Raw genomic sequence first — 23,012 nt, forward strand, 5'->3', positions numbered from 1 at the left:
CTAGACTGAATGAGGCCAAGTTAACAGGGGGTCGGTTCAGGACTTTTCCCGCCCGAACCAGCCCTTCTTTTTGGGCGCATCGGCGGCAGCTTCGTCACCCGTCGCGGCCTCGGCATCGGCTGGCCCCTCAAGGGTTTCTTGCAGGTTGTTGAAAAACTGATCCGCCATTTTCTTGGCAAAGCCGTCGATGATGCGGCTGCCAAGCTGCGCCAGTTTTCCACCGATCTTGGCCTCGACGTCATAGCTCAGTTCGGTGCCGCCATCCTTGGCCACCAGCCTGACATCCGCCCCGCCCTTGGCAAAGCCCGCAGCACCGCCCTTGCCTTCGCCGCTGATCTTGATGGATTGCCCCGGCACCATGTCCGACATGGTCACCTGCCCTTTGAATGTGGCCTTCACCGGCCCGACCTTTTGCACCACCGTCGCCTCATAGCCGGCTTCGGGTGATCCGGTGACTTCGGTGGCACCCGGCACACATTTGATCAGCATGTCGGGGTCTAGCAGGGCTGCGTAAACCTCTTCGGGGGTGGCAGCGATCTGGCGGGTGTCTGACATTTGCATCGGGGTGTCCTCCTGAGGGGCGATATTTCTGCAAGCCTAACGCAGGTAATATGCCCGCGCCAAGGTGGAAACACGCTGGACAGGATGCGGATAGCTGATAGGTCATGCAATATGAATGCAAATGCACATAACAAATCCGGCGCAGCCATCGCCTTTATCTTTGCAGGCGTGTTTGCGATTTCGATCAACGACATGCTGATCAAGCAATTGTCGGGCGGCTATCCCCTGCACGAGATCGTCTTTGCGCGCGCCTTTATCGGTATTCTTTTCGGCCTCGGCCTGGTCCAGCTCGAAGGGGGATGGCGCATTCTAAAAACCTCGCAGTGGCATTGGCATTTGCTGCGCGGGTTGCTGGTGGTGATCGCCAATATGACGTTTTTTCTGGCGCTGGCCGCCCTGCCCCTGGCGGACGCGACCGCCCTGTTCTTTGTCGCCCCGCTGTTCATCACGCTGCTGTCGATCCCGATTCTGGGGGAAAAGGTCGGCATCATGCGCTTGGGGGCTGTGGCCGTCGGCTTTGCCGGTGTGGTGATCATGCAGCGCCCTTGGGCATCGGTAGAAAGCCTGCAAGCCTCGCGGCTTGTGCTGTTGCTGCCCGTCGTGTCGGCGCTCACCTATGCGCTGAACCAGTTGATGACCCGCAAGCTGGGTGTGCGCAGCAAGGCATCGGCCTTGGCGATTTACATCCAAGGCACGTTCCTGATCGTGTCGATCGGGTTTTTCCTGATCGCAGGCGATGGCCGTTTTACAAATGACGCCAGCGCGCCATCGATGCAGTTTCTGCTGCGGGCTTGGGTTTGGCCAGCAAGGGGGGACATCTGGGTGTTTCTGGGCCTTGGCCTGAATGCTGCCGTTATCGGCTATTGCCTAAGCCAGGCCTACCGCATCGCAGATGCGGCCACAGTCGCGCCGTTTGAATATATCGGCCTGCCGCTGGCCGTGTTCTGGGGGCTGGTGATCTTTGGTGACCTGCCGGTCTGGGAGGTCTGGGTCGGCATCGGATTGATCCTGGGGTCGGGCCTGTTCGTGTTCCTGCGCGAGCGTCAAAAGGCCCGCGCATCCCTGCGCAACCAACCGATGCGCGGCGGTTAATCCGAAACGCGCACCACGACCTTGCCGGTTGCCTTGCGGCTGCGCAGCAGTTCCAACGCCTCGTTCGCCTGCTCTAGCGGCAGGACATGACTGACATGGGGTTTCAGCTTGCCCGCAACATACCAGTCGATCAGCGCCCGAAAGCTGTCGGTCAGCACTTTGGGTTTGAACTTTTTGTAGCCGCCCCAGAACAGCCCCAAGACATTCAGGTTCTTGACCATCACGATATTGGCAGGGATCTGCGGCACCTCGCCTGATGCAAACCCCAACGGCAGCAACCGCGCTTCAGGGTTGCATGCACGCATCGCAGCTTTGAACTGGTCGCCGCCAATCGGGTCATACACCACATCGGCCCCGCCCAGCGCTTTGACGATCTCGCGGATATCATCGACCTCGGAATCGATCAGGTGGTCGGCCCCTGCCGCGCGGCAGATATCCAGCTTGGCCTGGCCACGGGCACAGGCGATCACCTCGGCTCCCATCAGCTTGCCCAGCTCGACCGCCGTCAGACCCACCCCACCCGATGCGCCCAGCACCAGCAGCCGTTCGCCGGGTTGCAAACGCGCCTTATAGTCCAACGCCACATGGCTGGTGCCATAGGCAATCAGAAAGGCAGCGGCATCAACCGCGTTCATCTCGTCTGGAATGGCAACGCAGATATCGGCAGGCACCACGGCATAGTCCGCCAGCCCGTGAAACCCGCTGTACGCCGCGATGCGCTGCCCGGTTTCCAACCCATCGACGCCCGCGCCCAAGGCAGTCACAGTACCCGCCAGTTCCATCCCGAGGGTAAAGGGCAAAGCCGGCTTTTCCTGATAGGTCCCCTTGATCAGCAACAGATCCCCAAAGTTCAGACCGCAGGTTTCAACCTTGACCAAGACCTCGCCGGGGCCGGGCACCGGTATCTCCAGTTCTTGCAATTGAAGCGGCTGGTCATAGGCGGTGACTTGCATGGCGCGCATGGGGGTATTCCTTGGCTGGGTCGAACGACAGGTTTGACCGCAAAAGGGCCAGAGGTTTTGCGGTTTTGCAACCCCCACATCTGGCCCATTTCGGTTCAGCGCCGTTACCTTGCGTTACGGCACAATCTCCGGCCGGATCGCATAGGCGGCAATGCCAAGCGCCAGAACGCTCAGCACACAGATCGCAAAGAGCCACCCGGTTCGGGATGCCGAACAGGATCAGCGGGGGGCTGTCAAAGTGGCTTTCCATTGCCGTGACTTTTGCGGGCTGGTGTTCAAGGATGTTGATGCCCCCACGGCCCCCACCACAAGCCCTGTGGTCAGATAGGCCGCAAGCACCATGTGCAGCAAACGGGTGGCGAAGGACGAGGTAAAGACGATCTTCCACCAATCCAGCCGGATAAACTGGCCCCGCAGCGAAATATGGGTCGTGTCACAGCATCAAATTGCCTCAGATCTATCTGTTTGGAATTCGATCCTGACCCTGAGCCCCGGCGCGTTGTCGAGCAATGACAGATGACCGCCGTGCAGTTTCACCACCCCTTCCACCAGACTAAGCCCTAGGCCATTGCCGGGGGTATTTCTGCTGCGGTCCAGACGGTAAAGCCGGCGCACCACCTTTTCGCGCTCTGCTGCCGGGATGCCGGGGCCGTTATCGGCGATTTCCAGAATCGCGCGGCCCGCGTTTTGCGCAAGCGTTACGGTAATCTTGCTGCCTTCGGGGGTATGGCGCATGGCGTTTTCAACCAGATTTGCCAGCACTTGCCCAAGAAGGTTCTTGTCGCCCACCACCTGTACCATCTTATCAGGCACCGCACAGACAAGCGACTGCCCCTTGGCGGCGGCGGCGGGTTCATAGACCTCGGTCATCGTCTCGCAAAGCTGGTTCAGATTGACGGGTTTGAAATGCGCCTTGGGTGAACCGGATTCGACCGATGCAATCTGCAACAACGATTGAAACACCGATGCAATCCCCGCGACCTCGTCCTGTGCTTTGCCCAGCAACGCGCCTTCGTCCGATGCAGAGGGAACGGTGCGGGCCATATCATCCAGATACACGGCAACCCGCTGGATCGGCGTTTTCAGATCGTGGGCAATATCCGACGACACCTGCCGCAACATCTGGGTCTGTGCCTCTTGGGCACCGGCCATCTGGTTTACCTTGTCGCCAATCCGCACCAGATCATCCGCCCAGCGGGGCCCCATGGTCACCCGTGCAGTCAGATCGCCGTTGGTCAGATCATCCAATGTGCCGCCAATCACCTCGACGTGGCGTTTGCTGCGCCGCGCCAGATACAGCCCACCCGACAAGGCGATCAGGATCGTCGGCAACAGGCTCAGCAACAGGATGTTAAAGAACACGACCCGCAAGGCCTCGATCTGGGCAAGGCTGCGTGCAACGGTCAACTGCCCGCCATAAAGCCGGATTGTCAGGGACAGATAATCGCCGTCATATTCTGTCCGGCTCTTGGCGAGCGACACGATATGATAACCTTCGTCGTCCCGCGCGATGGCCCCGTTGCCAAAGATCTGCCCGTTCGGGGTGATATAGCTCAGGATCACGCGGCCCGGATCGGTGCCGCGCGATTCAGCATCCACCAACAAGGCCACAGCCCGCGAATTGGGCGCGGCCCGAAACCCTGCGATGTCTTGTTCCAGATCGGCGCGGATCGCGGTTTCAAACGAATTGCGGGTCACCGCATAGCTGGCCAGAAGACTGATCAGGCTCACGGTGGAAAACAGCAGCACCAGTAACAGTGCCAACCGAACCGGCATCGACCGCCAAAGCTGCCGGATGCGCCCCCTCATGCATCCATCCTGTAGCCCGCGCCGCGCACGGTCTGGATCAGTTCGCGGTCAAAGGGTTTATCCACCTTGGCCCGCAGCCGGCTGATGTGGGTTTCGACCACATTGGTCATGGGATCGAAACTGATGTCCCAGACGGCCTCAAGCAGCATGGTGCGGGTCTGGACCCTGCCCTTGCGGCGCAGCAGGTGTTCCAGCAGGGCAAATTCGCGCGGCAGCAGATCAATTTCCTGACCGCCCCGCGTGACCTTGCGGGTGATCAGATGCATTTCAAGGTCCCCAGCCCGCAGAACGGTTTCCTGTTCGATCGCTTGGGGCCGACGCGCCAGCGCCGCGACCCGCGCAGATAATTCGCCAAAGGCAAAGGGCTTGACCAGATAATCATCGCCGCCCGCATTTAACCCGCTGATCCGGTCATCGACGTTGCCCATCGCCGTCAAAAACAACACCGGCGTGGTATTGCCCGCGCCGCGCAAGGTCTTGACAAGCGTCAGCCCGTCCACCTCTGGCAGCATCCGGTCGATGATGAGCACGTCATAGCTGCCCGATGTCGCCTGAAACAGGCCTTCGCGCCCGTCCGTCACCAGATCAACACTGTGCCCCTCTTCGCGCAGGCCGCGGGCGATATAGGTGCCGGTGGTGGCATCGTCTTCTACTACAAGCAGTTTCATTTCATCCGTTCCGTATGAACCATGACACGGCGATAGCCTAAAATCAGGCGTCTGGCAGCCCTGCACAGCAATCTTACAGATTTGTATATGGGGCAAAAACGCCCTGTAACAACGGGCTGCCATTTGGGTGTCATACCGATGATGCAAGGAAGCAAACATGACATCTATTATGAAATCCCCCCGCCGCGCGATGCCATTTGTATTGGCCGCTGCCTTGGCGTCGACCTCTTTGGTGGCGATTGCCCCGACATCTGCACTGGCCGTTCCGGCGGGTGGCTATGCCGATCTGGTTGAAACGATATCCCCTTCGGTGGTGTTTATCGAAGTCTCTGGCACAACCGCGAAATCCCCCGTCCAGATGGAAATGCCCCAAGGTATGCCCGAAGAATTGCGCAAGCGGTTTGAACAGATGATGCCCGGCCAAGGTGCCGAGGCGCAGCCTGTTCAGGGTCTTGGCTCGGGCTTTATCATTTCGACCGACGGGCAGATCGTGACAAATAACCACGTGGTCGAAGGTGCGGACAAGGTCACCGTAAAACTGTCGGACGGGCGCAGCTTTGAGGCAAAAGTCGTCGGCAGCGATCCGATGACCGACATTGCCCTGCTGAAAATCGAAGCCGATGTTGACCTGCCTGCCGTCAAATTCGGATCGTCTGAAAACATGCGCGTGGGCGATGAAGTCGTGGCGATGGGCAACCCCTTTGGTCTGGGGGGCACTGTGACCACCGGCATCGTGTCGGCCAAATCGCGCAATATCAACGCGGGCCCCTATGATGATTTCATCCAGACCGACGCGGCGATCAACCGTGGCAATTCGGGGGGGCCGCTGTTCAACAACGCTGGCGAAGTGATTGGCGTGAACACCGCGATCCTGTCGCCGGGTGGCGGGTCGGTTGGCATCGGATTTTCCGTGCCCTCCGATCTGGTGCAAAACATCGTCGCCGATCTGGCCGATGACGGCACCATCACACGCGGCTGGCTCGGGGTGCAAATCCGCCCGATGACACAAGAAGTCGCACAGGTCTTGGGCTATGACGTTCCCAAAGGTGCGGTGATCGAAGCGGTGAGCGACGAAAGCCCGGCCAAGAAAGCCGGCCTTGAAAAGGGGGATATCATCTTGTCCTTCAACGGCACCGCGATCGACGAATTGCGCGATCTGACCCGCGCCGTGGCGGACACGGACCCCGATCAAACGGCGGATGTGGTGATCTTGCACAAAGGCAAGGAAGTAACCCGCGCCGTCAAGATCGGCACTTTGGCGGCCAAAGACGCCTAAGCACATCTGCCAGCGGGCTTACCTCGTCCAGGGCTGGCAATGACACTCCGGCCCACATGCCCCGATAGAGACATCTATCGGGGCATGTGTGGTTTCAGACCCGCTTAGATGGTCGCCTCGAACAGCTTGCGCAGGTTTTCCGTGGTCAAGGTGACGGGGTTGCCGCCGCAAGACGGGTCTTCCAGTGCCATGGCGACCAGATCATCCATGCGATCAGCGGTCACGCCCATTTCAGACAGTTTGCGCGGAATGGCAAAGCTGTCGTTGAAATCCTGAACAAAGCTGCGGAACCCGTCATAGCCGCCGTCAATACGCAGGTATCCAGCCGCACGGTCGAACCGTTCGCGGATCATCGGTTCGTTCAGGTCCAGCACCGCAGGCATGCACACCGCGTTGGTGGTCCCGTGGTGGGTGTTGAAGACCGCGCCGACGGGATGGCTCATCGCATGGATCGCGCCGAGACCCTTTTGAAATGCCGTTGCCCCCATCGCGGCGGCTGACATCATCTGCGCGCGCGCCTCGATATCGGTGCCATCCGCATAGGCGCGGGGCAGATAGTCAATGACCAGACGCATGCCTTCTAGCGCGATACCCTGGCTCATCGGGTGGTAAAACGGGCTGCTAAATGCCTCGACACAATGGGCAAAGGCATCAAGACCTGTGCCTGCGGTGATGTGTTTGGGCATCCCGACCGTCAGTTCGGGGTCGCAGATCACGACCGTTGGCAGAACCTTGGGGTGGAAGATGATCTTTTTCACATGGGTTTCAGAATTGGTCAGCACCGATGCGCGGCCGACTTCCGATCCGGTGCCAGCCGTGGTCGGCACGGCGATGATCGGCGCGATGGCATCTGCATCGGCGCGGGTCCACCAGTCGCCGACATCCTCGTAATCCCAAACGGGGCGTGTCTGGCCCGCCATGAATGCAACCATCTTGCCCAGATCAAGGCCCGACCCGCCGCCAAAGGCGATTACGCCGTCATGACCGCCGTCACGGTACACCTGAAGCCCCGCAGCAAGGTTGATTTCGGTCGGGTTCGCATCCACTTCGGAGAACATGGCCCGGCCAAAGCCAGCAGCCTCGAGCAGATCGAGCGTCTTGGTGGTGATGGCCATCGATGCCAGCCCCTTGTCGGTGACAAGCAGCGGTTTCTTGATGCCGGCGGCCTCGCAGGCCTTGCCGATCTCGGAAATACGGCCCGCACCAAAACGCATCGCGGTGGGGTAGGACCAGTTGTTTTTCAGCTCCATAGGATCAAGCCTTTTTAAGGTGGTAAGATTTGGGACGCGTCAGCGCCTGAAAGCCCAGCACGGACAATCCTGTGCCCTGGCCGGTGTCTTTGCAGCCCGTCCAGCACAGCGCCGGATCAAGGTAATCGCAGCGGTTCATGAAGACCGTGCCGGTTTCCAACTGCGCACCGATGGCGTCAGCGGCATCTGCATCCTTGGTGAAAATCGCAGCCGTCAGACCGAACTGGCAATCGTTCATCAACGCAATCGCCTCGGCGTCATCCTTGACCGGCATGATGCCAACCACGGGACCGAAACTTTCGTCGCGCATGACGCGCATGTTGTGGTTTACGTTCGTCAGGATTTGCGGCGTCAGATAGGCGGCACCGTCATCTTCGGCAAAGGGTTCGATCAGTGCAGTTGCGCCATCGGCCACAGCTTCGGCGATCTGGGCGCGCACTTCGGCGGCAAAGCGCACGTTGGCCATCGGCCCGATGGTGGTTTCCTGTTCCAGCGGGTTGCCAAGCTTCAGGGCATTCACCCAAGCCACAGCTTTTTCGACAAAGGCATCATACAGGCTTTCGTGTACATAAATCCGTTCAATCCCGCAGCAGCATTGCCCCGCGTTGAACATCGCGCCGTCCATCAACCCGTCAACCGCCGCATCCACATTGGCATCGGCACGCACGTAACCGGGGTCTTTGCCGCCCAGTTCGGTCGCGACGGGTGTGAATGTGCCGGCTGCTGCAATTTCCATCGCCTTGCCGCCCCCGACCGAGCCGGTGAAGTTGACGAAACCGAACTGGCGTTCAGCGATCAGCGCCGATGTGGTGTCGTGATCCAGAAACACGTTCTGGAATACATCCTCCGGAATGCCCGCCGCATGAAACGCTTCGGCCAGACGTTCGCCCACCTGCAAGGTTTGCGTGGCGTGTTTCAGCACAACCGTATTGCCCGCGATCAAGGCAGGGGCAACGGTGTTGATCGCCGTCATGTAAGGATAGTTCCACGGGGCCACGACCAGCACAACGCCGCGCGGCTCACGGGTGATCTTGCGGGTGGCTTTTTCGCTGTCTTCGATGATCATCGGAGCCAGCGCCTGTTCCGCGATGTCGGCCATATAGCTGGCGCGTTCGTTGAACCCGCCGAATTCCCCGCCATAGCGCACGGGACGGCCCATCTGATGGGCCAGTTCAACCGCCATGCGGTCGGTCGTTTTGCCCACTTCGGCGACGGCGGCGCGCACCAGATCAACGCGTTCAGCCAGCGGGCGTGCCGCCCACAAGGTCTGCGCCGATTTCGCCTGTGCACATACGTCACGGGCAGCCTCCAGCGACAGGACAGGGCGTTCCAGATAAACCGATCCGTCAATCGGTGAGATACATTTCAGGGTCTTTGTCATTGCTTATGCTCGCTCAAATCCGCGGTTGATTTCCCAGTCGGTTACGACCTTGTCGTATTCCTCCTGCTCCCATTCGGCTGCGCGGGTGTAATGGTCAACCACATCGTCGCCAAGGGCCTCGCGCAGCATGGCAGAGTTGCGCAAGGTTTCGGTTGCAGCCCGCAAGGTGCGCGGAATTTCGGTCACGCTTGCGTCTTCATAGGCATCCCCCATTGTGGGCTCTTGCAGGGGCAGCTTTTCCTCGATCCCCTTCAGGCCCGCCGCCAGCAAAACCGCCTGCGCCAGATAGGGGTTCAGGTCGGATCCGCCGATGCGACATTCAACGCGAATGCCCTTGGTGCCATCGCCACACAGCCGGAAACCGGCGGTGCGGTTATCAACGGACCAAACCGTTTTCGTGGGCGCAAATGTGCCTTTGGCAAAGCGTTTGTAGCTGTTGATATAGGGGGCCAGAAAATAGGTGATGTCGGGCGCGTATTTGATCAGCCCAGCCATGAAATGCCCCATCAGCCCGGACATGCCCAGCTTGGCGTCCTTGTCGAAAAACGCAGGTGTGCCGTCTTTCCACAGTGACATATGCACGTGGCTGGAGGACCCGACCTTATCCGCCGCCCATTTCGGTAGGAACGACGCCGAAAAGCCCTGCTGAAAGGCGATTTCCTTGATCGCCTGTTTCGAAATCGTGTGGTTATCGGCGCAATCAAGGGCATCGGCATAGCGGATGTTCAACTCTTGCTGGCCGGTTTCGGCCTCGCCTTTGGTGCATTCAATCGGCACGCCCGCAGCCACCAGATGGTTGCGCAAGGGTTGCAGGAAAGCTTCTTCCTTGGTGGTCTGGAACAGGCAGTAATCTTCGTTATGACCATTCAACGGCACAAGGTTTGCGTATTTTTCTTTCTGGAGGGTGCGGTAATCGCCCTCGAACAAAAAGAATTCAAGCTCGGTCGCCATCATCGCGTCAAAGCCCAAGGCATCAAGCCGCGCAATCTGCTTTTTCAGCATCGAACGCGGGGAATGGGGCACAGGTTCGTGGGTGTGGTGATCAAGTACATCGCCCAGCACCAGAACGGTTTTATCCAGCCACGGCACCTGGCGCATCGTCGACATATCGGGGCGCAAGACATAGTCGCCATAGCCGGTTTGCCAACTGGTAGATGCAAAGCCTTCGGGCGTGGACATCACCAGATCGGTGGCCAGCAAATAGTTGCAGCAATGGGTTTCCGTGTGGGAATGGTCGATGAAATTGGTCACGTGAAAACGCTTGCCCATCAGGCGGCCCTGCATATCGACAAGGGCCACCAAGACGGTGTCGACCTCGCCGTTATCGGCCATTTCCCTGAGCGTATCGAATGTTAAGTTGCCCATGTGCAGACGTTCCTTTTGCATGTGTGAGGGCGGCACAAACGCGCCGCCCCTTTTGATCTGTGTCGGACCAGCGATCAGCCGAAGGTATAGGGCGGACCCGCTTTCGACGTCACATTATTATAGTCACGGAAAATCTGAACGATTTTCGCAGCTGTTTCGCCTTCTTCAGCCATCTCGTCCCAGAACTTAACCGCCGCTTCTTCAACGGTTTTCCATTCTTCCTGCGGAACGGATGTCAGTTCCAGCTTTTCGCCAGACGCGCGCAGACGCGCTTCGCCGCCCCAATACCACTGGTTGCGGTAGGTGTGGCTTGCCTCGATCGCCGAAGACACGATCTGTTTCAGGTGATCCGGCAGTTCTGCCCATTTTTCGGCGTTCACAAAGAACGACCCGATCCATGCACCCGAAATGTTGTTGGTGCAGAAATAGTTGGTCACATCGGCCCAACCCACGGTGTAGTCTTCGGTGATGCCCGACCACGCCATACCGTCCAGTTCGCCTGTTTGAACGGCAACTTCGGCGTCCTCGTAGGGGATGTTCACCGGAACAACGCCAAACTGAGACAGGAACCGACCCGCCGTCGGGAAGGTATAGAGTTTCAGCCCGTCCATATCGGCCAGCGATCTGATCGGCTTGACCGTGTTGAAGTTGCACGGATCCTGACCCGCAGCAGACAGCCAATGCACGCCGACCTTGGCGTATTCTTCGCGCCAGATGTCAGCCAGACCGTATTGGTTGAACAGCACAGGCACATCCAACGCGTGTTTGGTCGCCAACGGGAAATACCCGCCAAAGGACCGCACAGGTGTCGGGGAGGCCATCGAATCGTCGTCCGAATGCACACCGTCGATGGTGCCGCGCTGAAGCGCCTGGAACAATTCGCCCGTTGGAACGATCTGGTCGGCATAGAACAGTTCGATCTCAAGTTGGCCCTGGCAGGCCGCGTTGATCGCATCGATGGCGGGTTTTGTTACTTCTTCACCAAGGGCCGCACCGGCATAGGTCTGAAAGCGCCAGCGGATCGTTTCCTGCGCGTGCAGGATCGACGGGGTGGCAAGGGCTGCGGGACCAGCGATTGCGGCCCCCTTGAGAAACTTACGTCTGGTTGTCATCTGACATACTCCTTGTTGGGTTTCGGGTTTGAAGGGCCGGTTCATCCGGCCACGTGGTGGTTATTTCGGTTAATTGCCGTAGACATAGTTGGGCAGCCAAAGTGCGATCTGCGGGAACAGCATCACAACAGCCAAGGCCAGCACCATCACGCCCACGAATGGAATGATCGACCGGTAGATATCCGTGATCGTGATCTCGGGCGGGGCCATCGCGCGCATCAAGAACAGGTTATAGCCGAACGGCGGGGTCATATAGGCGATCTGGCAGGTGATCGTATAAAGCACACCATACCACACCAGATCGAACCCCAACGCACCGACCAGCGGCACATAAAGCGGGGCCACGATAACCAGCATCGCCGTATCATCCAGAAACGTGCCCATGACCAAGAAGGACAGTTGCATCAGGATCAGGATCACCCAAGGGTTCAGGCCCCATTGTTCGGTGAACAGGCTCTCGATCGCCTTGACCGCGCCCAGCCCGTCAAACACGGCACCAAAGGCCAGCGCCGCAAGGATGATCCACATGAACATGCAGGTGATCGCAAGGGTCTGTCGCACGGATGTCTCGAACACCTGACGTGTCATCCGGCCTTTCAGCACAGCCGCCAGAAACGCCGCGATTGCCCCGATGGCCGAACTTTCCACCAGCGAGGTCCAGCCGTTCACGAACGGCACCATCATCACGGCAAAGATCACCACAGGCAGCAGCCCGGCACGCAACAGGCGCAGCTTTTCCGGCCAGCCGACATCGCGTTCTTCTGCGGACAAGGCAGGCCCAAGCTCAGGGTTCAACCGGCAGCGGATGGCGATGTAGATGATGAACATCGTCGCCATCATCAGGCCCGGAATGGCACCGGCCAGCCACAACTGCCCGACCGGTTGCCGCGCGATCATTGCGTAAAGCACCAGCACCACCGACGGCGGCACAAGGATGCCCAAACTGGACCCGGCCTGAATGACACCGGTCACCATCAGCTTGTCATAATTCCGTTTCAGCAATTCGGGCAGCGCAATCGTGGCCCCGATCGCCATGCCTGCAACAGACAGACCGTTCATCGCGGAAATCAGCACCATCAGGCCGATCGTCCCGATCGCCAGACCACCGCGCAGGCCACCCATCCAGACGTGGAACATCTTGTACAGATCATCCGCGATTTTGGATTCGGACAGCACATAGCCCATGAAGATAAACATCGGCAGCGTCAGCAACGGATACCAGCGCATCAGCTTGATCGCGGCGGAAAACCCGATGTCATAGCCACCCCGGTCGCCCCACAAAAACAGCGCAGCCATCACCGCGACAAAGCCGATGGCACCGAACACCCGCTGCCCCGTCAGCAGCATCAGCATCATCGTCGAAAACATCAATATGGCGATCAGTTCATAGGGCATCACGTGTGTCCTCACCGGATTTGAGGAAAAGGATGTCTTTGAACAATTCAGAGACAGCTTGGAGCAGCATCAGGAAAATACCGATGCACATGGTCACCTTGACCGGCCACATATAGGGACGCCACGCCGTCGGGCTGCGTTCACCCCCATATTTAAAGGAATACAGCGTGGATTCGATGCCGCCCCACAGCAGGATCACCAGATAGATCAGCAAAAACATAACGGTAATGCTGTCCGTCCAGGCTTTCTTGCGCGGGGTAAGTTCGGCATAGAACAGATCCATCCGCACATTCGACCCCATTTGCAGCGCATAGGGACCACCCAGAATGTAATAGCCCACCATCACAAACTGCGCCATTTCCAGCGTCCACAGTTGCGGTGATGCAAAGGTTTTATTGTAGGAGGACCACAGCAAAATGCCCATCAGGACGAAAATGCCGTACATCGCGATCCGGCCCAACCCATAGTTAAAGCCATCCACCAGCGAGATATATTTACGCATCGCCTTCATTCGGATGCCTCTTGAAAAAGGGTGGGAAACGCGGCGCGCAACACTTCATTCAGATGTTGCGCCATGGCATGGGCCGTATCGCCCGTGTCGATCAGGTCGTTTCGAATTTCGATCATCACCGCAGGTATCCCATGCGCTTCGCCATGTTTCTGGAGCGAATAGGTCACGCCATCCGTGGCGGCATAAGGTTCGTTCAACGCGGCCCGGTAGGTGCCGTTGAGCTGCTCTTGGGCCAGCAATGCTTGTGCTGTGGTCGGGTCGCTGTGAAACAGGAAACCCAATTCAACGTCACGCTTGGTCCCGTTGTAAATCGGGGTAAAGCTGTGAATGGTCACGACCAACTGCGGCGCTGCCTGTCTGCGCAATTCGTCCACCGCATCGTGAAACGGCGTGTGCACGCGGTCAAAGCGGCTTTGCTTTTCCTGATCCGACAGGTTTGCGTTCCCCGGAATGTCAAAAACTTCGCTGCGGGCCGGAATGCAATCGGGCGCGGTCAAAGGTCGGTTGCAATCATAGACCAACCGCGAAATTCCGCCTGCCACCAATGGAGCGTCCAGCATCCCCGACAGCGCAACCGCCACATCAAGCGCTCCGATATCCCACGCCGCATGGGAGGCCTGCGCAGCCGGGCTAAGCCCCAGATCAAAGTCTTGGGGGATGAAATCGGACGCATGTTCGCAGATCAGCAATACAGGCCCCCGCCCGCTGCCGTTTGTCACCTGCACTGCCGTCCAATCGCTGTTCAAACCGAAAATACCCCCTTGGCTTGCCACCATCACTACAGATTTTTCTAGCAAGTCAAGAATTTTTCTGTAACCTTTGCTTCACAAACTGAAACTCTGTACCGAAAGGAACAGCCTTTGCACAAAAAAGCACTGGTCCGCGATTTGCTCAAAGAAAAGCAGACAGAGTTAACCGCTGCGGAGCGGAAGCTGTCGGCCGTTCTGCTTGACGATTCATTGCTGACCGGGCTGCAATCCATCAACCGTTTGGCCGAATGCGCCGAGGTGTCGTCGCCAACGATTATCCGATTGGCGCGCAAGCTGGGCTTTGACGGGTTCTCGGATATGCAAGACGCCATCCGCGAGGAAATCGGCGCGCGGATGAAGCAACCGCTTGCCAAGCTTGACGCAGCCCCCCCGTCCGACAGCCGCGATCATATCGTGTCGCGTTTTATCGAAGCGGTGTCCGACAACATCAACCGCACCCTTGACCGTCTGGACCTGACCGAATTCGACCAGGTGGCCGAACTGCTGTCCGACCCTGCGCATCGCCTGTATTTGTTGGGCGGGCGCATCACGCGGTCCAACGCGCATTACTTTTTCAACCACCTGCAAATCATCCGCCCCCAAGTGACATTGCTGGATTCGTCGCCAAGCGTCTGGCCGCAGTCCTTGCTGGATATGGATGCAGGTGCGGTCTTGGTGATCTTTGACATTCGCCGCTACGAGAAAGAGCTGGAAAAGCTGGCCAATCTTGCCGTCAAACAGGGGGCCAGCATTGTCCTTTTCACAGACGCATGGGGGTCGCCGATCGAAAAATACGCGCGGTTCTGTTTCCGCGCGATGGTCGAGGTCCCCTCAAGCTGGGATTCGACCCTTGCGATCAATTTCCTGATCGAAGCCTTGGTTGCCGAGGTGCAATCGCGCAGTTCCGATCAAAGCGCCGAACGTATCGCCGCGCTTGAGCAAATGATCGGCGAATCAAAGATCTTTCGCAGCAATTAGGGTGGGGCAGGCTTTGGATGCCCCACCCCCACCTGTCAGTTTCAAAGCTGCGCCAGCCATAGATAGACGGGCAACCCGATGGTGATGTTGAACGGAAAGGTCACGCCCAGCGACAGGGTCAGGTAAATCCCCGCCTCTGCCTTGGGCAGGGCGATCCGCATGGCAGCAGGCACCGCGATATAGGATGCCGATGCCGACAGCACCATAAGCAGGAACAAGCTGCCTTGTTGCAAACCAACCGCCGCGCCCAGCGCCCAAGCGAGGATGGCACCGATCAGCGGCATCAGCATGCCAAAAGCGAACAGGCCCGTGGTCAGAAGATGCCGGTTGGCGATCACACTGCGCCCGGCATTCAGACCCATATCCAGCAGAAACAGACACAAGATGCCGGTGAACGGTGTGACCACAAAGGGGGCGATCATCGTCATCCCCTGATCGCCGGTCAGCGCACCGATGGCAAAGGCACCGACCAGCAGCACGATTGACCCGTTCGCCAACAGCTCGCGGTAAAGACCGGGGCCCGCCTTGCCCTCGCCCGAGAACTTGTTGGCGATCCAGAGTGCGGACAAGATGGCCGGCACCTCCATCGCGGCGGCCACGGCGATCATGTAGCCATCGAATGCCACGCCCGTCAGCTCTAGCAAACTACTTGCCGCCACAAAGGTCACGATCGAGATCGACCCGTAATGCCCCGCAACCGCTGCTGCATTCATCGTATCCAGCCGCGTCATTGAGCGCAGCAGGCCAAAGGCGATGAAAGGTATCACGAATGACAGCGCGACCCCGATCCCGATGGTCACAAACATATCTGCATGCAGCCCGTAGGTGGCCAGACTGCTCCCGCCTTTGAACCCAATCGCCAAAAGCAGATACAGCGACATGAATTTGGCCGCACCTGCCGGAATTGACAGATCGCTTCGTGCAAAGGCTGCAATCAGACCCAGAACGAAAAACAGGATGGTCGGGACCAAAAGGTTGCCCAAGAGTGTATCGAAGATGCTGTGCATGTGTCTGCTCCAATCAGAATGTCATGGGGCTTTCGCAGACAGCGATAGATAATAAAAATACTTGCTAACAAAGTATTTCATAGTATCAAGCTATGTTATGCGCCCAACACTTCGCCAGCTTGAATATATTGTGACGGTCCAACGTCTGGGCAGGTTCGGGCTGGCCGCTGATCTTTTGAATGTCAGCCAGCCCAGCCTGTCGGCCCAGATCGCGGCGGTCGAGGACGAATTGGGCATCCGTCTGTTTGAGCGCAGCCGTGGCGGTGTGCAGATCACCAGCAAGGGCGAGGAATTTGTCGCACGCGCCCAAAAGATTCTGGCCGAGGTTCAGGACCTGCGTCAGGCTATGACAAGCGACGCGCCGTTTTCGGGGCGTTTGCGCCTTGGCGTCTTGCCGTCCATCGGCCCCTATCTATTACCGCAAGTGGTCAAGGAAATTCACCACCAGCAACCCGACCTGCGCATTGTCGTGCGCGAAGAAAACACCCGCGATCTGGAACAAGGCCTGCGCAGCGGCCGGTTTGATGCAATCATCTCCACCCCCGAAGATCACCCCAACACCCATCAGGAGCGCCTGTTCAACGAAAGCCTTTGGGTCGCTGTGGCGGTCGATGATCCGCTGGCCAGCCAGGACGCCGCAACAGCCGAGACCCTTGCAGGACGGTTGCTGCTGACTTTGGACAACAGTCACAGATTGTCGCGCATCGTCTATGCGCTGGCGGCAGATATCGGCGGTGTGGTTTCCGATGACTACGAAGGGACCAGCCTTGATTCGATTTTGCTGATGGCGGCCACAGGCACCGGTGTGGCGGTGATCCCCGAACTTTTCGCCCGCCGCCAGGCAATCTACCGCGAAGAGGTGGTGATCAAGCCGCTAGATCTGCCCTTTGCCAACCGTGACATCGCGCTGCTGTTTCGTGCAGGCCAGAAAACAGGTGTCGGGCCAGCGCTGCTTGCTGCGGCGCTTAGGTCTGCTGCCAAACGGCTGGACCTGCGCGGCTATGACAAACAAGACACCCCGGCCGCATAACGCGCGCGAAACGGCAATATGCCGTGCTGGATAAGACAAAATTCACGCTGGGAGGAGTATGGTGCACCCGAGAGGATTCGAACCTCTGACCCCCTGATTCGTAGTCAGGTACTCTATCCAGCTGAGCTACGGGTGCACTACGGCGCGGTTTAGTTCTGGGCGCAGAGCTTTGCAACCCCTTGTTTGGCAAGAAATGAAATTTCCTGTATTTGGCTCAAAAAGTACCGTCGCCTTTGGGCAGACATATCCGGAAAACCGTCCCCGTGGCACCGGTTTCCGTCAACTCTAGCGTCCCACCGTGGCCGCGCACCAATTCGGCGGCAATCGCAAGTCCAAGACCGGAGCCGCCCTTGCGCGCCCCGCCCCGGAATGCGGTGAACAGATGCTCTTGCGCCTTGGCAGGCAGGCCGGGTCCGTTATCCTGCACCTCGATCACCCAGCTTTTGGGGTGGTCGCTGGCCATCACGCGGATCTCTCCGCCATGCCCTGTGGCAACAATGGCTTGGCGTGCATTGCGAACCAGATTGGCCAGCACGCGGAACATTTGTTCGGGGTCGGCCCGTATTTGCAGGTCTTTGGGGACATTCAGCACAAATTCGATCCCCGCCCCGTCCACGGCAAGGCTTTCGCTGTCCACGACGTCTTGGACGATGTGATCCAGTGCCACGACCGTCAATGTCGGGCTGGGCTCCTCGGCTTTGCCAAAGGCCAGCGTCGATTCGCATAGATGCACGGCCCGCGTGATCGAACTGACCAGCTTGGGGGCCATCCGCTTTACGCTCGGGTCCTCCGACATCTCTATCCGGTCAGTGAACAGTTGCGCGGTGGTCAGGATATTACGCAAATCATGGCTGATCTTGCTGACCGCCTGCCCCAGTTGCGCCAGCCGTTCCTTTTGACGCAAGGCTTGGGTCAGCTCTGTCTCAAGCTTCATCAACGCCTCTTCGGCCTCGCGGACTTCGGTCACATCGGCCGATGGCGCAATAATGCGCCGCGCGTCTTCGGGGGCCAGCGCATAGTTCTGCATATGGCCCACCACGCTTTTGATCGGTTTCAGCAACAAATCCCGCAACGCGATGAACAGCAAAGTCGCGGTGATGATCGAAATCACGGCAGACAGCAGCAAGATCCGAAAGCCGTAATCGACCATGGCATCGCGCAGGGGCACCGTTTGCATGGTAATTTCGATCAGTGACCCGGCATCCTGAACCGGCGCGCCAATCACGCGGATCACCCCGTCTTGCGTGTCGGCCAGCTGCATGAACGCATCCTTGATCAGCGTCAGCGCAGAGGCGTCACGCAGATCATAGGTCTTGAGAATGGATTGCGGCATGGGGGAGGACAGCACCAGTTGCCGCACCTCGTCCCGCCGCAACACCACGTTGAAAACCTCGGCCGTTCTAAGCAATTCAGCCTCGAGCGCGGGATCGATCATGTCATTCGCCAGCAAGGTCAACGATGCGATCTGCGCCCGTTCAAGACGGTTCATCAGATATTCTTCGCGAAACCGCGCGATGGTCGGCACAAAAATCAGAACTTCGGCCAGCATCACAAAGATGGTGGTCAGGATAAGCAGCCGGCCTGAAAAGGATTTCAACATTCTGGACGTGCTCTAGGGAATGAAACGCTGCACAAAGCGCACAACAGTCTTGACCATATCGCTTTCAAACAAGCGCGGCGAGAAATAGGCACCCGCTGCGCGTTTGTTGACTTCGCCAATCGTGGGATACGGTGCAACCATGCCGGCAATCTGGCTCATTTTCATGTTATTTGCCAGCGCCAATGCCCATAGATTGATCAGCTCGCCCGCCTGATAGCCGACAATGCTGACACCCACGGGACGGCCCTTGACGACCATGACCTTGATCAGCCCCTTGGTTTTGCGTTCAGCGATGGCACGGTCGTTGTGATTATAGTGAAAACGCACGACCTCGACCTTGTCGCCATGTGCGTCCTTGGCTTGCGCCTCGGTCAGGCCGACCTGCGACAATTCAGGGTCCGTATAGGTTGCCCAGGGAATATGCGCCGTCTTGGCCTTGGACGGAATCGCAAACATCAGCGATCTGATCACCACACCGGCGTGATAACCGGCAACATGGGTAAATTGCAGCCCGCCCGCCACATCCCCGATGGCATAGACCTTGCGGTTGGTCGTGCGCAGGGATGCGTCGACCTTGACGCCGTTCCTGATCGGTTCAATGCCTGCCTTTTCAAGGTCCAGCCTTTCGGTATTGGCCTTGCGTCCCACCGCGACCAGCAGATGCGACCCTTTGAAGATGCGCCCGTCCTTGGCCTCAACCTCGATCGCACCGACATCGCCGCGAATCTCGGCGGCCAATGCGCCTTCCGCGATCTCCACGCCTTCGTCCTTGAGCGATTGCAACACGACCGCGGCCATCTCGGGGTCGTCCTTGGCCAGCGCCTTGTCCCCTTCGATGACCGTCACCTTGCAGCCCATGCGAATATGCGCCTGCGCCATCTCCATACCGATGGGACCGCCCCCGATGATCAACAGATGCGCGGGCTTTTCGCGCAGATCAAACAGCGTTTCATTCGTTTCATGCGGGGTTGTGTCCAGCCCCGGAATGGGCGGCACCAGGGGCGATGACCCCGTCGCGATCACGATACGCCGCGCCTTGATGATCGTATCGCCCGCCTGAACCTCGTCCTCCGAGATAAAGCGCCCGAATTCGCGGATCACCTTGATCCCGAAGCCTTCGAACCGTTCCTGGCTGTCGACGGGCGCAATCTGCGCGATCACATCGGCCACGTGGTCTTTGGCAGCGGCGTAATCCACCTCTCCGGCGGCGTCGGCCACACCGAATTGCGCCGAGTGGCGCTGGCCATAAGCCGCTTTTCCGGTTGCAATCAGCGCCTTGGACGGGACACAGCCATAGTTAAGGCAGTCACCGCCCATTTTATGCCCCTCAAGCAGCACGACATCCGCCCCCATTTGCGATGCCCCCGCAGCGACAGACAGCCCGCCAGAGCCAGCGCCAATGATCAACAGGTCGGTTTTGATGCGGTTCATTTCAGCAGTCCCTTTTTGCCGGTAACGGCTTTGATCATGACGGGAAGAAGCGACAAGGCGCACAGGCCAAGGAGGGGGAACAATATATAGGGTTCGAAGATGATTCCGAAATTCGGCGTCTCACCACGAGCAAACACTGTCCCCAGCCCTGCGCCGACTGACGTATAGACCAGCGATCCGGGGATGATCCCCAAAAAGGTAGAGATCACAAAACGGTACAGCATCACGCCCAGAAACGCAGGAATCAGGTTGGCCACGAAAAACGGCACCGCAGGCACCAGACGGATAAAGAACAACATCGACCATTGGTTATTGTCGATTCCCTCTTTGATCTTGCGCACCATCCCATCCGACGCCTCCATCCGCGCCTTGAGGTTTTCCCCAAATCCCAGCCGCGCCGCCAGAAAGATCATCACAGCACCGATTGTGGCCCCTGTCACACTAAAGATCACCCCGAACAGGGTGCCAAACAAGAACCCACCGGTGATGGTCGCGATCCCCGCGCCGGGCAGCGAAAACCCCACGATCAAGATATAAGCGGCAATAAATCCAATCACAGTCAGCAGATAATTCGCATCCCGAAACGCGATCAGCGCCTCACGGTTGTCGCGCAGGGTTTCAAAGCTCAGATAATCGCGCAATGTGAAAAACCCCGCAACCGCTACCAGCACGATGGCGATCATAGGCAGATATCTGAGCCATACAGGCCTGTTTTGGTTCTGATCTGCCATTAATCTTTATGCTTTCCATATTCGGGCGATAGTCCGGTGGCCCTTGCTCTCTTATAGATGGGCCATTGTGCCGCGGGCAGATAGGGGCATCACGGGTGCTTGATCGCAGCCCCCCTGTATGTTGCAGAAAACCAGGGATATGGCACTGAATTGAAACACTCGGCCGCGATATTTACTGTTTTTATTGCAGCATAGCCAAATTAGCGGCCTCAAGGGTTTGACTTGCGAGCCTAGCAGCTTTAGAGGCAGGGCTTGAATTGACAGTGATGCGCCGAATCTGGTGCAACCCTATGTATTAAAGTGGAGTCGGAGCGATGAAACGCACCTTTCAACCTTCAAACCTTGTGCGCAAGCGGCGCCACGGTTTTCGTGCACGTATGGCAACAAAAGCGGGCCGTAAGATCATCAACTCGCGCCGCGCACAAGGCCGGGCCAAACTGAGCGCGTAATTCGCGCTTTCGGTTCTTGCAAGATATGACACCGTCGGAGGCACCCATGGATGGCACAGAAGCCACCCCAAGGGAAACGCATCCGGCGGTTTCTTTGCGTTTGACTACGCTTAAAAACAGACCGGATTTCCAGCGGGCCACCAGATCGCCGCGCGTGGCGATGCCTGGCTTCATCCTTCAGATGCGCAAACGCCCCGAGGGCGAGGCCGAAGGAATACGCGTTGGCTTTACCTGCTCTAAAAAGGTCGGAAACGCCGTTGCCCGCAACCGCGCCAAGCGCCGCCTGCGCGAAATCGCGCGTCTGATCTTGCCCGAACAGGGGCGCGACGGCATGGATTATGTCTTGGTCGGGCGGCAAGGGGCCACAGCCACCCTGCCCTTTTCCCAATTACAGGCCGACCTGACCAAAGCCCTGAACATCCTGCACGGCAAAACGAAATGACTGTTCTCGCACGCATTCTTGCTGTTCCGGTACGGGCATACCGTTTGATTTTCAGCCCGTGGCTGGGTCAGAACTGCCGGTTTCAGCCGACATGCAGCGCCTATGCGCTCGAGGCATTGAACAAACATGGCGGCATCAAAGGCGGCTGGCTGGCGATCCGCCGCATTGCGCGCTGCCATCCCTGGGGCAGCAGCGGCATCGACAACGTTCCGGATTAAACGGCTCGTGCCCCCCCTGCCAATCGGCCCCGCCACACCCGCAGGGCGGATCGGCGCGCCACAAAGCCGGAAATTACGCTAAAATTCAATAAGGCATCCCCGCTGGTGAAACCGCCGCTTGATCGGCGCATTCAGTTGAACTAAGCCAAAGCCATGCTGGATCAACCTGACGATATTCACCCGCTTTTTTACGGTGCGCCCCAAAGCACCGAGTTTCGCAAACTGCGCAAGCGGCTTGTGCGGTATACCCGCGAGGCCATTGAACAATATGGCATGATTGAACCGGGGGCCAAATGGCTGGTTTGCATGTCAGGCGGCAAGGACAGCTATACCTTGCTTGCGATTCTGCACGAGCTAAAATGGCGCGGATTGCTGCCTGTCGAACTGCTTGCCTGCAATCTGGATCAGGGTCAGCCAAATTTTCCGGCAACCGTTTTGCCCGCATTTCTAGAGAAAATGGGCGTCGAACATCGGATTGAATACCAAGACACCTATTCGGTTGTGATGGATAAAATCCCTGCCGGCCGGACATTTTGCGCGCTGTGCAGCCGGTTGCGCCGTGGTCACTTGTACCGCATCGCACGCGAAGAAGGGTGCAGCGCAGTCGTGTTGGGCCATCACCGTGATGACATTCTAGAGACATTTTTCATGAATTTGTTTCACGGCGGTCGCCTTGCAACAATGCCGCCAAAGCTGCTGAACGAAGAAGGTGATGTATTTGTGTATCGCCCCCTCGCGCATGTCGCCGAAGCCGACTGCGAAAAATTCTCCAACGCGATGAATTACCCCATTATTCCTTGCGATCTTTGCGGGTCGCAAGACGGGTTGCAGCGCCAACAGGTCAAGGCGATTCTTGACGGTTGGGAGGCAAACAGCCCTGGCCGTCGGCAAGTCATGTTCAGGGCGCTTATGAACGCACGCCCCTCGCATCTGCTGGACCCGAAGCTGTTCGATTTCGCCGCTTTGACAAGAAACAAATAGCGGAATTTCTGCTA

The 23,012-nt window shown here is 58.3% G+C and carries 24 protein-coding genes, 1 tRNA gene and 1 pseudogene; 8 read left to right on the forward strand and 18 right to left on the reverse strand.

From position 1 onward, the window contains the following. Positions 1–36 precede the first annotated feature (36 nt). The gene (locus tag HGT1_RS14090; RefSeq protein ID WP_176250599.1) at positions 37–561 is read right to left on the reverse strand and encodes a CoxG family protein; all 525 of its coding nucleotides are present in this window, start codon (positions 559–561) and stop codon (positions 37–39) included. 111 nt (positions 562–672) lie between these two features. Between HGT1_RS14090 and HGT1_RS14095 the strand changes: the two genes are divergently transcribed. After that, complete coding sequence (locus tag HGT1_RS14095) at positions 673–1,653, forward strand: DMT family transporter (RefSeq protein WP_176250600.1); 981 nt, start codon at positions 673–675, stop codon at positions 1,651–1,653. On the opposite strand, the gene HGT1_RS14100 is transcribed toward HGT1_RS14095, so the two are convergent. The 5 genes and pseudogenes from HGT1_RS14100 to HGT1_RS14120 all read right to left on the reverse strand — a co-directional run bounded on the left by HGT1_RS14100 (position 1,650) and on the right by HGT1_RS14120 (position 5,092). Next, a complete protein-coding gene (locus tag HGT1_RS14100; protein ID WP_176250601.1) occupies positions 1,650–2,615 on the reverse strand; it encodes an NADPH:quinone oxidoreductase family protein in 966 nt (321 codons plus the stop codon). The genes HGT1_RS14095 and HGT1_RS14100 overlap by 4 nt on opposite strands. A gap of 114 nt (positions 2,616–2,729) precedes the next feature. Then, positions 2,730–2,792 carry a hypothetical protein gene (locus HGT1_RS18470; protein WP_375708111.1) on the reverse strand — a complete coding sequence of 21 codons (63 nt, stop codon included), beginning with the start codon at positions 2,790–2,792 and terminating at the stop codon, positions 2,730–2,732. Positions 2,793–2,814: 22 nt separating this feature from the next. Beyond that, positions 2,815–3,026, reverse strand: a pseudogene (locus tag HGT1_RS14110) (cytochrome ubiquinol oxidase subunit I); the annotation flags it as partial. Positions 3,027–3,056: 30 nt separating this feature from the next. Continuing rightward, complete coding sequence (locus HGT1_RS14115) at positions 3,057–4,424, reverse strand: HAMP domain-containing sensor histidine kinase (protein ID WP_176250602.1); 1,368 nt, start codon at positions 4,422–4,424, stop codon at positions 3,057–3,059. After that, positions 4,421–5,092 (reverse strand): response regulator transcription factor, encoded by a 672-nt coding sequence (locus tag HGT1_RS14120; RefSeq protein WP_176250603.1) that lies wholly within the window; start codon positions 5,090–5,092, stop codon positions 4,421–4,423. Before HGT1_RS14120 ends, HGT1_RS14115 begins: the two co-directional genes overlap by 4 nt. A 157-nt stretch (positions 5,093–5,249) precedes the next feature. On the opposite strand from HGT1_RS14120, the gene HGT1_RS14125 reads away from it, so the two are divergent. Continuing rightward, on the forward strand, positions 5,250–6,368 hold the full coding sequence (locus tag HGT1_RS14125) for a Do family serine endopeptidase (protein WP_176250604.1): 1,119 nt from the start codon (positions 5,250–5,252) through the stop codon (positions 6,366–6,368). Positions 6,369–6,472: 104 nt separating this feature from the next. On the opposite strand, the gene HGT1_RS14130 is transcribed toward HGT1_RS14125, so the two are convergent. The 7 genes from HGT1_RS14130 to HGT1_RS14160 all read right to left on the reverse strand — a co-directional run bounded on the left by HGT1_RS14130 (position 6,473) and on the right by HGT1_RS14160 (position 14,128). Then, on the reverse strand, positions 6,473–7,618 hold the full coding sequence (locus HGT1_RS14130; RefSeq protein WP_176250605.1) for an iron-containing alcohol dehydrogenase: 1,146 nt from the start codon (positions 7,616–7,618) through the stop codon (positions 6,473–6,475). Positions 7,619–7,622: 4 nt separating this feature from the next. Beyond that, complete coding sequence (locus tag HGT1_RS14135) at positions 7,623–8,999, reverse strand: aldehyde dehydrogenase family protein (protein ID WP_176250606.1); 1,377 nt, start codon at positions 8,997–8,999, stop codon at positions 7,623–7,625. Positions 9,000–9,002: 3 nt separating this feature from the next. After that, positions 9,003–10,364, reverse strand: coding sequence for a glutamine synthetase family protein (locus tag HGT1_RS14140; RefSeq protein WP_176250607.1), 1,362 nt, complete (start codon positions 10,362–10,364; stop codon positions 9,003–9,005). 74 nt (positions 10,365–10,438) lie between these two features. Next, the gene (locus HGT1_RS14145; RefSeq protein WP_176250608.1) at positions 10,439–11,476 is read right to left on the reverse strand and encodes a TRAP transporter substrate-binding protein; all 1,038 of its coding nucleotides are present in this window, start codon (positions 11,474–11,476) and stop codon (positions 10,439–10,441) included. Positions 11,477–11,545: 69 nt separating this feature from the next. Next, positions 11,546–12,871 carry a TRAP transporter large permease subunit gene (locus HGT1_RS14150; protein ID WP_176250609.1) on the reverse strand — a complete coding sequence of 442 codons (1,326 nt, stop codon included), beginning with the start codon at positions 12,869–12,871 and terminating at the stop codon, positions 11,546–11,548. Further along, on the reverse strand, positions 12,861–13,382 hold the full coding sequence (locus HGT1_RS14155) for a TRAP transporter small permease subunit (protein WP_176250610.1): 522 nt from the start codon (positions 13,380–13,382) through the stop codon (positions 12,861–12,863). Before HGT1_RS14155 ends, HGT1_RS14150 begins: the two co-directional genes overlap by 11 nt. After that, the gene (locus tag HGT1_RS14160) at positions 13,379–14,128 is read right to left on the reverse strand and encodes an N-formylglutamate amidohydrolase (protein ID WP_255200211.1); all 750 of its coding nucleotides are present in this window, start codon (positions 14,126–14,128) and stop codon (positions 13,379–13,381) included. Before HGT1_RS14160 ends, HGT1_RS14155 begins: the two co-directional genes overlap by 4 nt. 114 nt (positions 14,129–14,242) lie before the next feature. Here HGT1_RS14160 and HGT1_RS14165 point away from each other — a divergent pair, with 114 nt between their 5' ends. After that, positions 14,243–15,109: a MurR/RpiR family transcriptional regulator gene (locus HGT1_RS14165; RefSeq protein ID WP_176250611.1), complete on the forward strand. Its 867-nt coding sequence runs from the start codon at positions 14,243–14,245 to the stop codon at positions 15,107–15,109. Positions 15,110–15,150: 41 nt separating this feature from the next. Here HGT1_RS14165 and HGT1_RS14170 read toward each other — a convergent pair whose 3' ends face one another. Next, positions 15,151–16,116 carry a sodium-dependent bicarbonate transport family permease gene (locus HGT1_RS14170; RefSeq protein WP_176250612.1) on the reverse strand — a complete coding sequence of 322 codons (966 nt, stop codon included), beginning with the start codon at positions 16,114–16,116 and terminating at the stop codon, positions 15,151–15,153. Positions 16,117–16,213: 97 nt separating this feature from the next. Here HGT1_RS14170 and HGT1_RS14175 point away from each other — a divergent pair, with 97 nt between their 5' ends. After that, positions 16,214–17,146, forward strand: a complete 933-nt coding sequence (locus HGT1_RS14175) for a hydrogen peroxide-inducible genes activator (RefSeq protein ID WP_176250613.1) — start codon at positions 16,214–16,216, stop codon at positions 17,144–17,146. A gap of 59 nt (positions 17,147–17,205) precedes the next feature. Here the strand turns inward: HGT1_RS14175 and HGT1_RS14180 are convergent. From HGT1_RS14180 to HGT1_RS14195, 4 genes are all read right to left on the reverse strand, one after another. Beyond that, a tRNA-Arg gene (locus tag HGT1_RS14180) sits at positions 17,206–17,282 on the reverse strand. 78 nt (positions 17,283–17,360) lie between these two features. Then, positions 17,361–18,746, reverse strand: coding sequence for a HAMP domain-containing sensor histidine kinase (locus HGT1_RS14185; RefSeq protein WP_176250614.1), 1,386 nt, complete (start codon positions 18,744–18,746; stop codon positions 17,361–17,363). A 12-nt stretch (positions 18,747–18,758) separates the two neighbouring features. Beyond that, the gene (locus tag HGT1_RS14190; protein WP_176250615.1) at positions 18,759–20,177 is read right to left on the reverse strand and encodes an NAD(P)/FAD-dependent oxidoreductase; all 1,419 of its coding nucleotides are present in this window, start codon (positions 20,175–20,177) and stop codon (positions 18,759–18,761) included. Further along, positions 20,174–20,908 carry a TVP38/TMEM64 family protein gene (locus HGT1_RS14195; RefSeq protein WP_176250616.1) on the reverse strand — a complete coding sequence of 245 codons (735 nt, stop codon included), beginning with the start codon at positions 20,906–20,908 and terminating at the stop codon, positions 20,174–20,176. The genes HGT1_RS14190 and HGT1_RS14195 overlap by 4 nt, the downstream gene beginning before the upstream one ends. A 314-nt stretch (positions 20,909–21,222) precedes the next feature. Between HGT1_RS14195 and rpmH the strand changes: the two genes are divergently transcribed. From rpmH to ttcA, 4 genes are all read left to right on the forward strand, one after another. Next, entirely contained in the window at positions 21,223–21,357 is a 135-nt protein-coding gene (gene rpmH / locus HGT1_RS14200; protein WP_008228036.1) for a 50S ribosomal protein L34, read from the forward strand. 46 nt (positions 21,358–21,403) lie between these two features. Further along, positions 21,404–21,799, forward strand: coding sequence for a ribonuclease P protein component (rnpA, locus tag HGT1_RS14205; RefSeq protein ID WP_176250617.1), 396 nt, complete (start codon positions 21,404–21,406; stop codon positions 21,797–21,799). Then, positions 21,796–22,017, forward strand: a complete 222-nt coding sequence (gene yidD, locus HGT1_RS14210) for a membrane protein insertion efficiency factor YidD (RefSeq protein WP_176250618.1) — start codon at positions 21,796–21,798, stop codon at positions 22,015–22,017. The genes rnpA and yidD overlap by 4 nt, the downstream gene beginning before the upstream one ends. 153 nt (positions 22,018–22,170) lie before the next feature. Then, on the forward strand, positions 22,171–22,998 hold the full coding sequence (gene ttcA, locus HGT1_RS14215) for a tRNA 2-thiocytidine(32) synthetase TtcA (protein WP_176250619.1): 828 nt from the start codon (positions 22,171–22,173) through the stop codon (positions 22,996–22,998). Positions 22,999–23,012 lie beyond the last annotated feature (14 nt).

Source organism: Sulfitobacter sp. HGT1, from assembly GCF_013282155.1.
GTDB lineage: Bacteria > Pseudomonadota > Alphaproteobacteria > Rhodobacterales > Rhodobacteraceae > Sulfitobacter.

What these genes read in the sequence shown, in the direction of transcription:
- HGT1_RS14140 (WP_176250607.1), bottom strand. Translation starts at nt 10,364, where the DNA reads ATGGGCAACTTAACATTCGATACGCTCAGGGAAATGGCCGATAACGGC.
- rnpA (WP_176250617.1), top strand. Translation starts at nt 21,404, where the DNA reads ATGGATGGCACAGAAGCCACCCCAAGGGAAACGCATCCGGCGGTTTCT.
- HGT1_RS14135 (WP_176250606.1), bottom strand. Translation starts at nt 8,999, where the DNA reads ATGACAAAGACCCTGAAATGTATCTCACCGATTGACGGATCGGTTTAT.
- HGT1_RS14100 (WP_176250601.1), bottom strand. Translation starts at nt 2,615, where the DNA reads ATGCGCGCCATGCAAGTCACCGCCTATGACCAGCCGCTTCAATTGCAA.
- HGT1_RS14190 (WP_176250615.1), bottom strand. Translation starts at nt 20,177, where the DNA reads ATGAACCGCATCAAAACCGACCTGTTGATCATTGGCGCTGGCTCTGGC.
- ttcA (WP_176250619.1), top strand. Translation starts at nt 22,171, where the DNA reads ATGCTGGATCAACCTGACGATATTCACCCGCTTTTTTACGGTGCGCCC.
- HGT1_RS14175 (WP_176250613.1), top strand. Translation starts at nt 16,214, where the DNA reads ATGCGCCCAACACTTCGCCAGCTTGAATATATTGTGACGGTCCAACGT.
- HGT1_RS14155 (WP_176250610.1), bottom strand. Translation starts at nt 13,382, where the DNA reads ATGAAGGCGATGCGTAAATATATCTCGCTGGTGGATGGCTTTAACTAT.
- HGT1_RS14125 (WP_176250604.1), top strand. Translation starts at nt 5,250, where the DNA reads ATGACATCTATTATGAAATCCCCCCGCCGCGCGATGCCATTTGTATTG.
- HGT1_RS14195 (WP_176250616.1), bottom strand. Translation starts at nt 20,908, where the DNA reads ATGGCAGATCAGAACCAAAACAGGCCTGTATGGCTCAGATATCTGCCT.
- HGT1_RS14120 (WP_176250603.1), bottom strand. Translation starts at nt 5,092, where the DNA reads ATGAAACTGCTTGTAGTAGAAGACGATGCCACCACCGGCACCTATATC.
- HGT1_RS14170 (WP_176250612.1), bottom strand. Translation starts at nt 16,116, where the DNA reads ATGCACAGCATCTTCGATACACTCTTGGGCAACCTTTTGGTCCCGACC.
- HGT1_RS14115 (WP_176250602.1), bottom strand. Translation starts at nt 4,424, where the DNA reads ATGAGGGGGCGCATCCGGCAGCTTTGGCGGTCGATGCCGGTTCGGTTG.
- HGT1_RS14150 (WP_176250609.1), bottom strand. Translation starts at nt 12,871, where the DNA reads ATGCCCTATGAACTGATCGCCATATTGATGTTTTCGACGATGATGCTG.
- HGT1_RS14185 (WP_176250614.1), bottom strand. Translation starts at nt 18,746, where the DNA reads ATGTTGAAATCCTTTTCAGGCCGGCTGCTTATCCTGACCACCATCTTT.
- HGT1_RS14090 (WP_176250599.1), bottom strand. Translation starts at nt 561, where the DNA reads ATGCAAATGTCAGACACCCGCCAGATCGCTGCCACCCCCGAAGAGGTT.
- HGT1_RS14130 (WP_176250605.1), bottom strand. Translation starts at nt 7,618, where the DNA reads ATGGAGCTGAAAAACAACTGGTCCTACCCCACCGCGATGCGTTTTGGT.
- yidD (WP_176250618.1), top strand. Translation starts at nt 21,796, where the DNA reads ATGACTGTTCTCGCACGCATTCTTGCTGTTCCGGTACGGGCATACCGT.
- HGT1_RS14145 (WP_176250608.1), bottom strand. Translation starts at nt 11,476, where the DNA reads ATGACAACCAGACGTAAGTTTCTCAAGGGGGCCGCAATCGCTGGTCCC.
- rpmH (WP_008228036.1), top strand. Translation starts at nt 21,223, where the DNA reads ATGAAACGCACCTTTCAACCTTCAAACCTTGTGCGCAAGCGGCGCCAC.
- HGT1_RS14095 (WP_176250600.1), top strand. Translation starts at nt 673, where the DNA reads ATGAATGCAAATGCACATAACAAATCCGGCGCAGCCATCGCCTTTATC.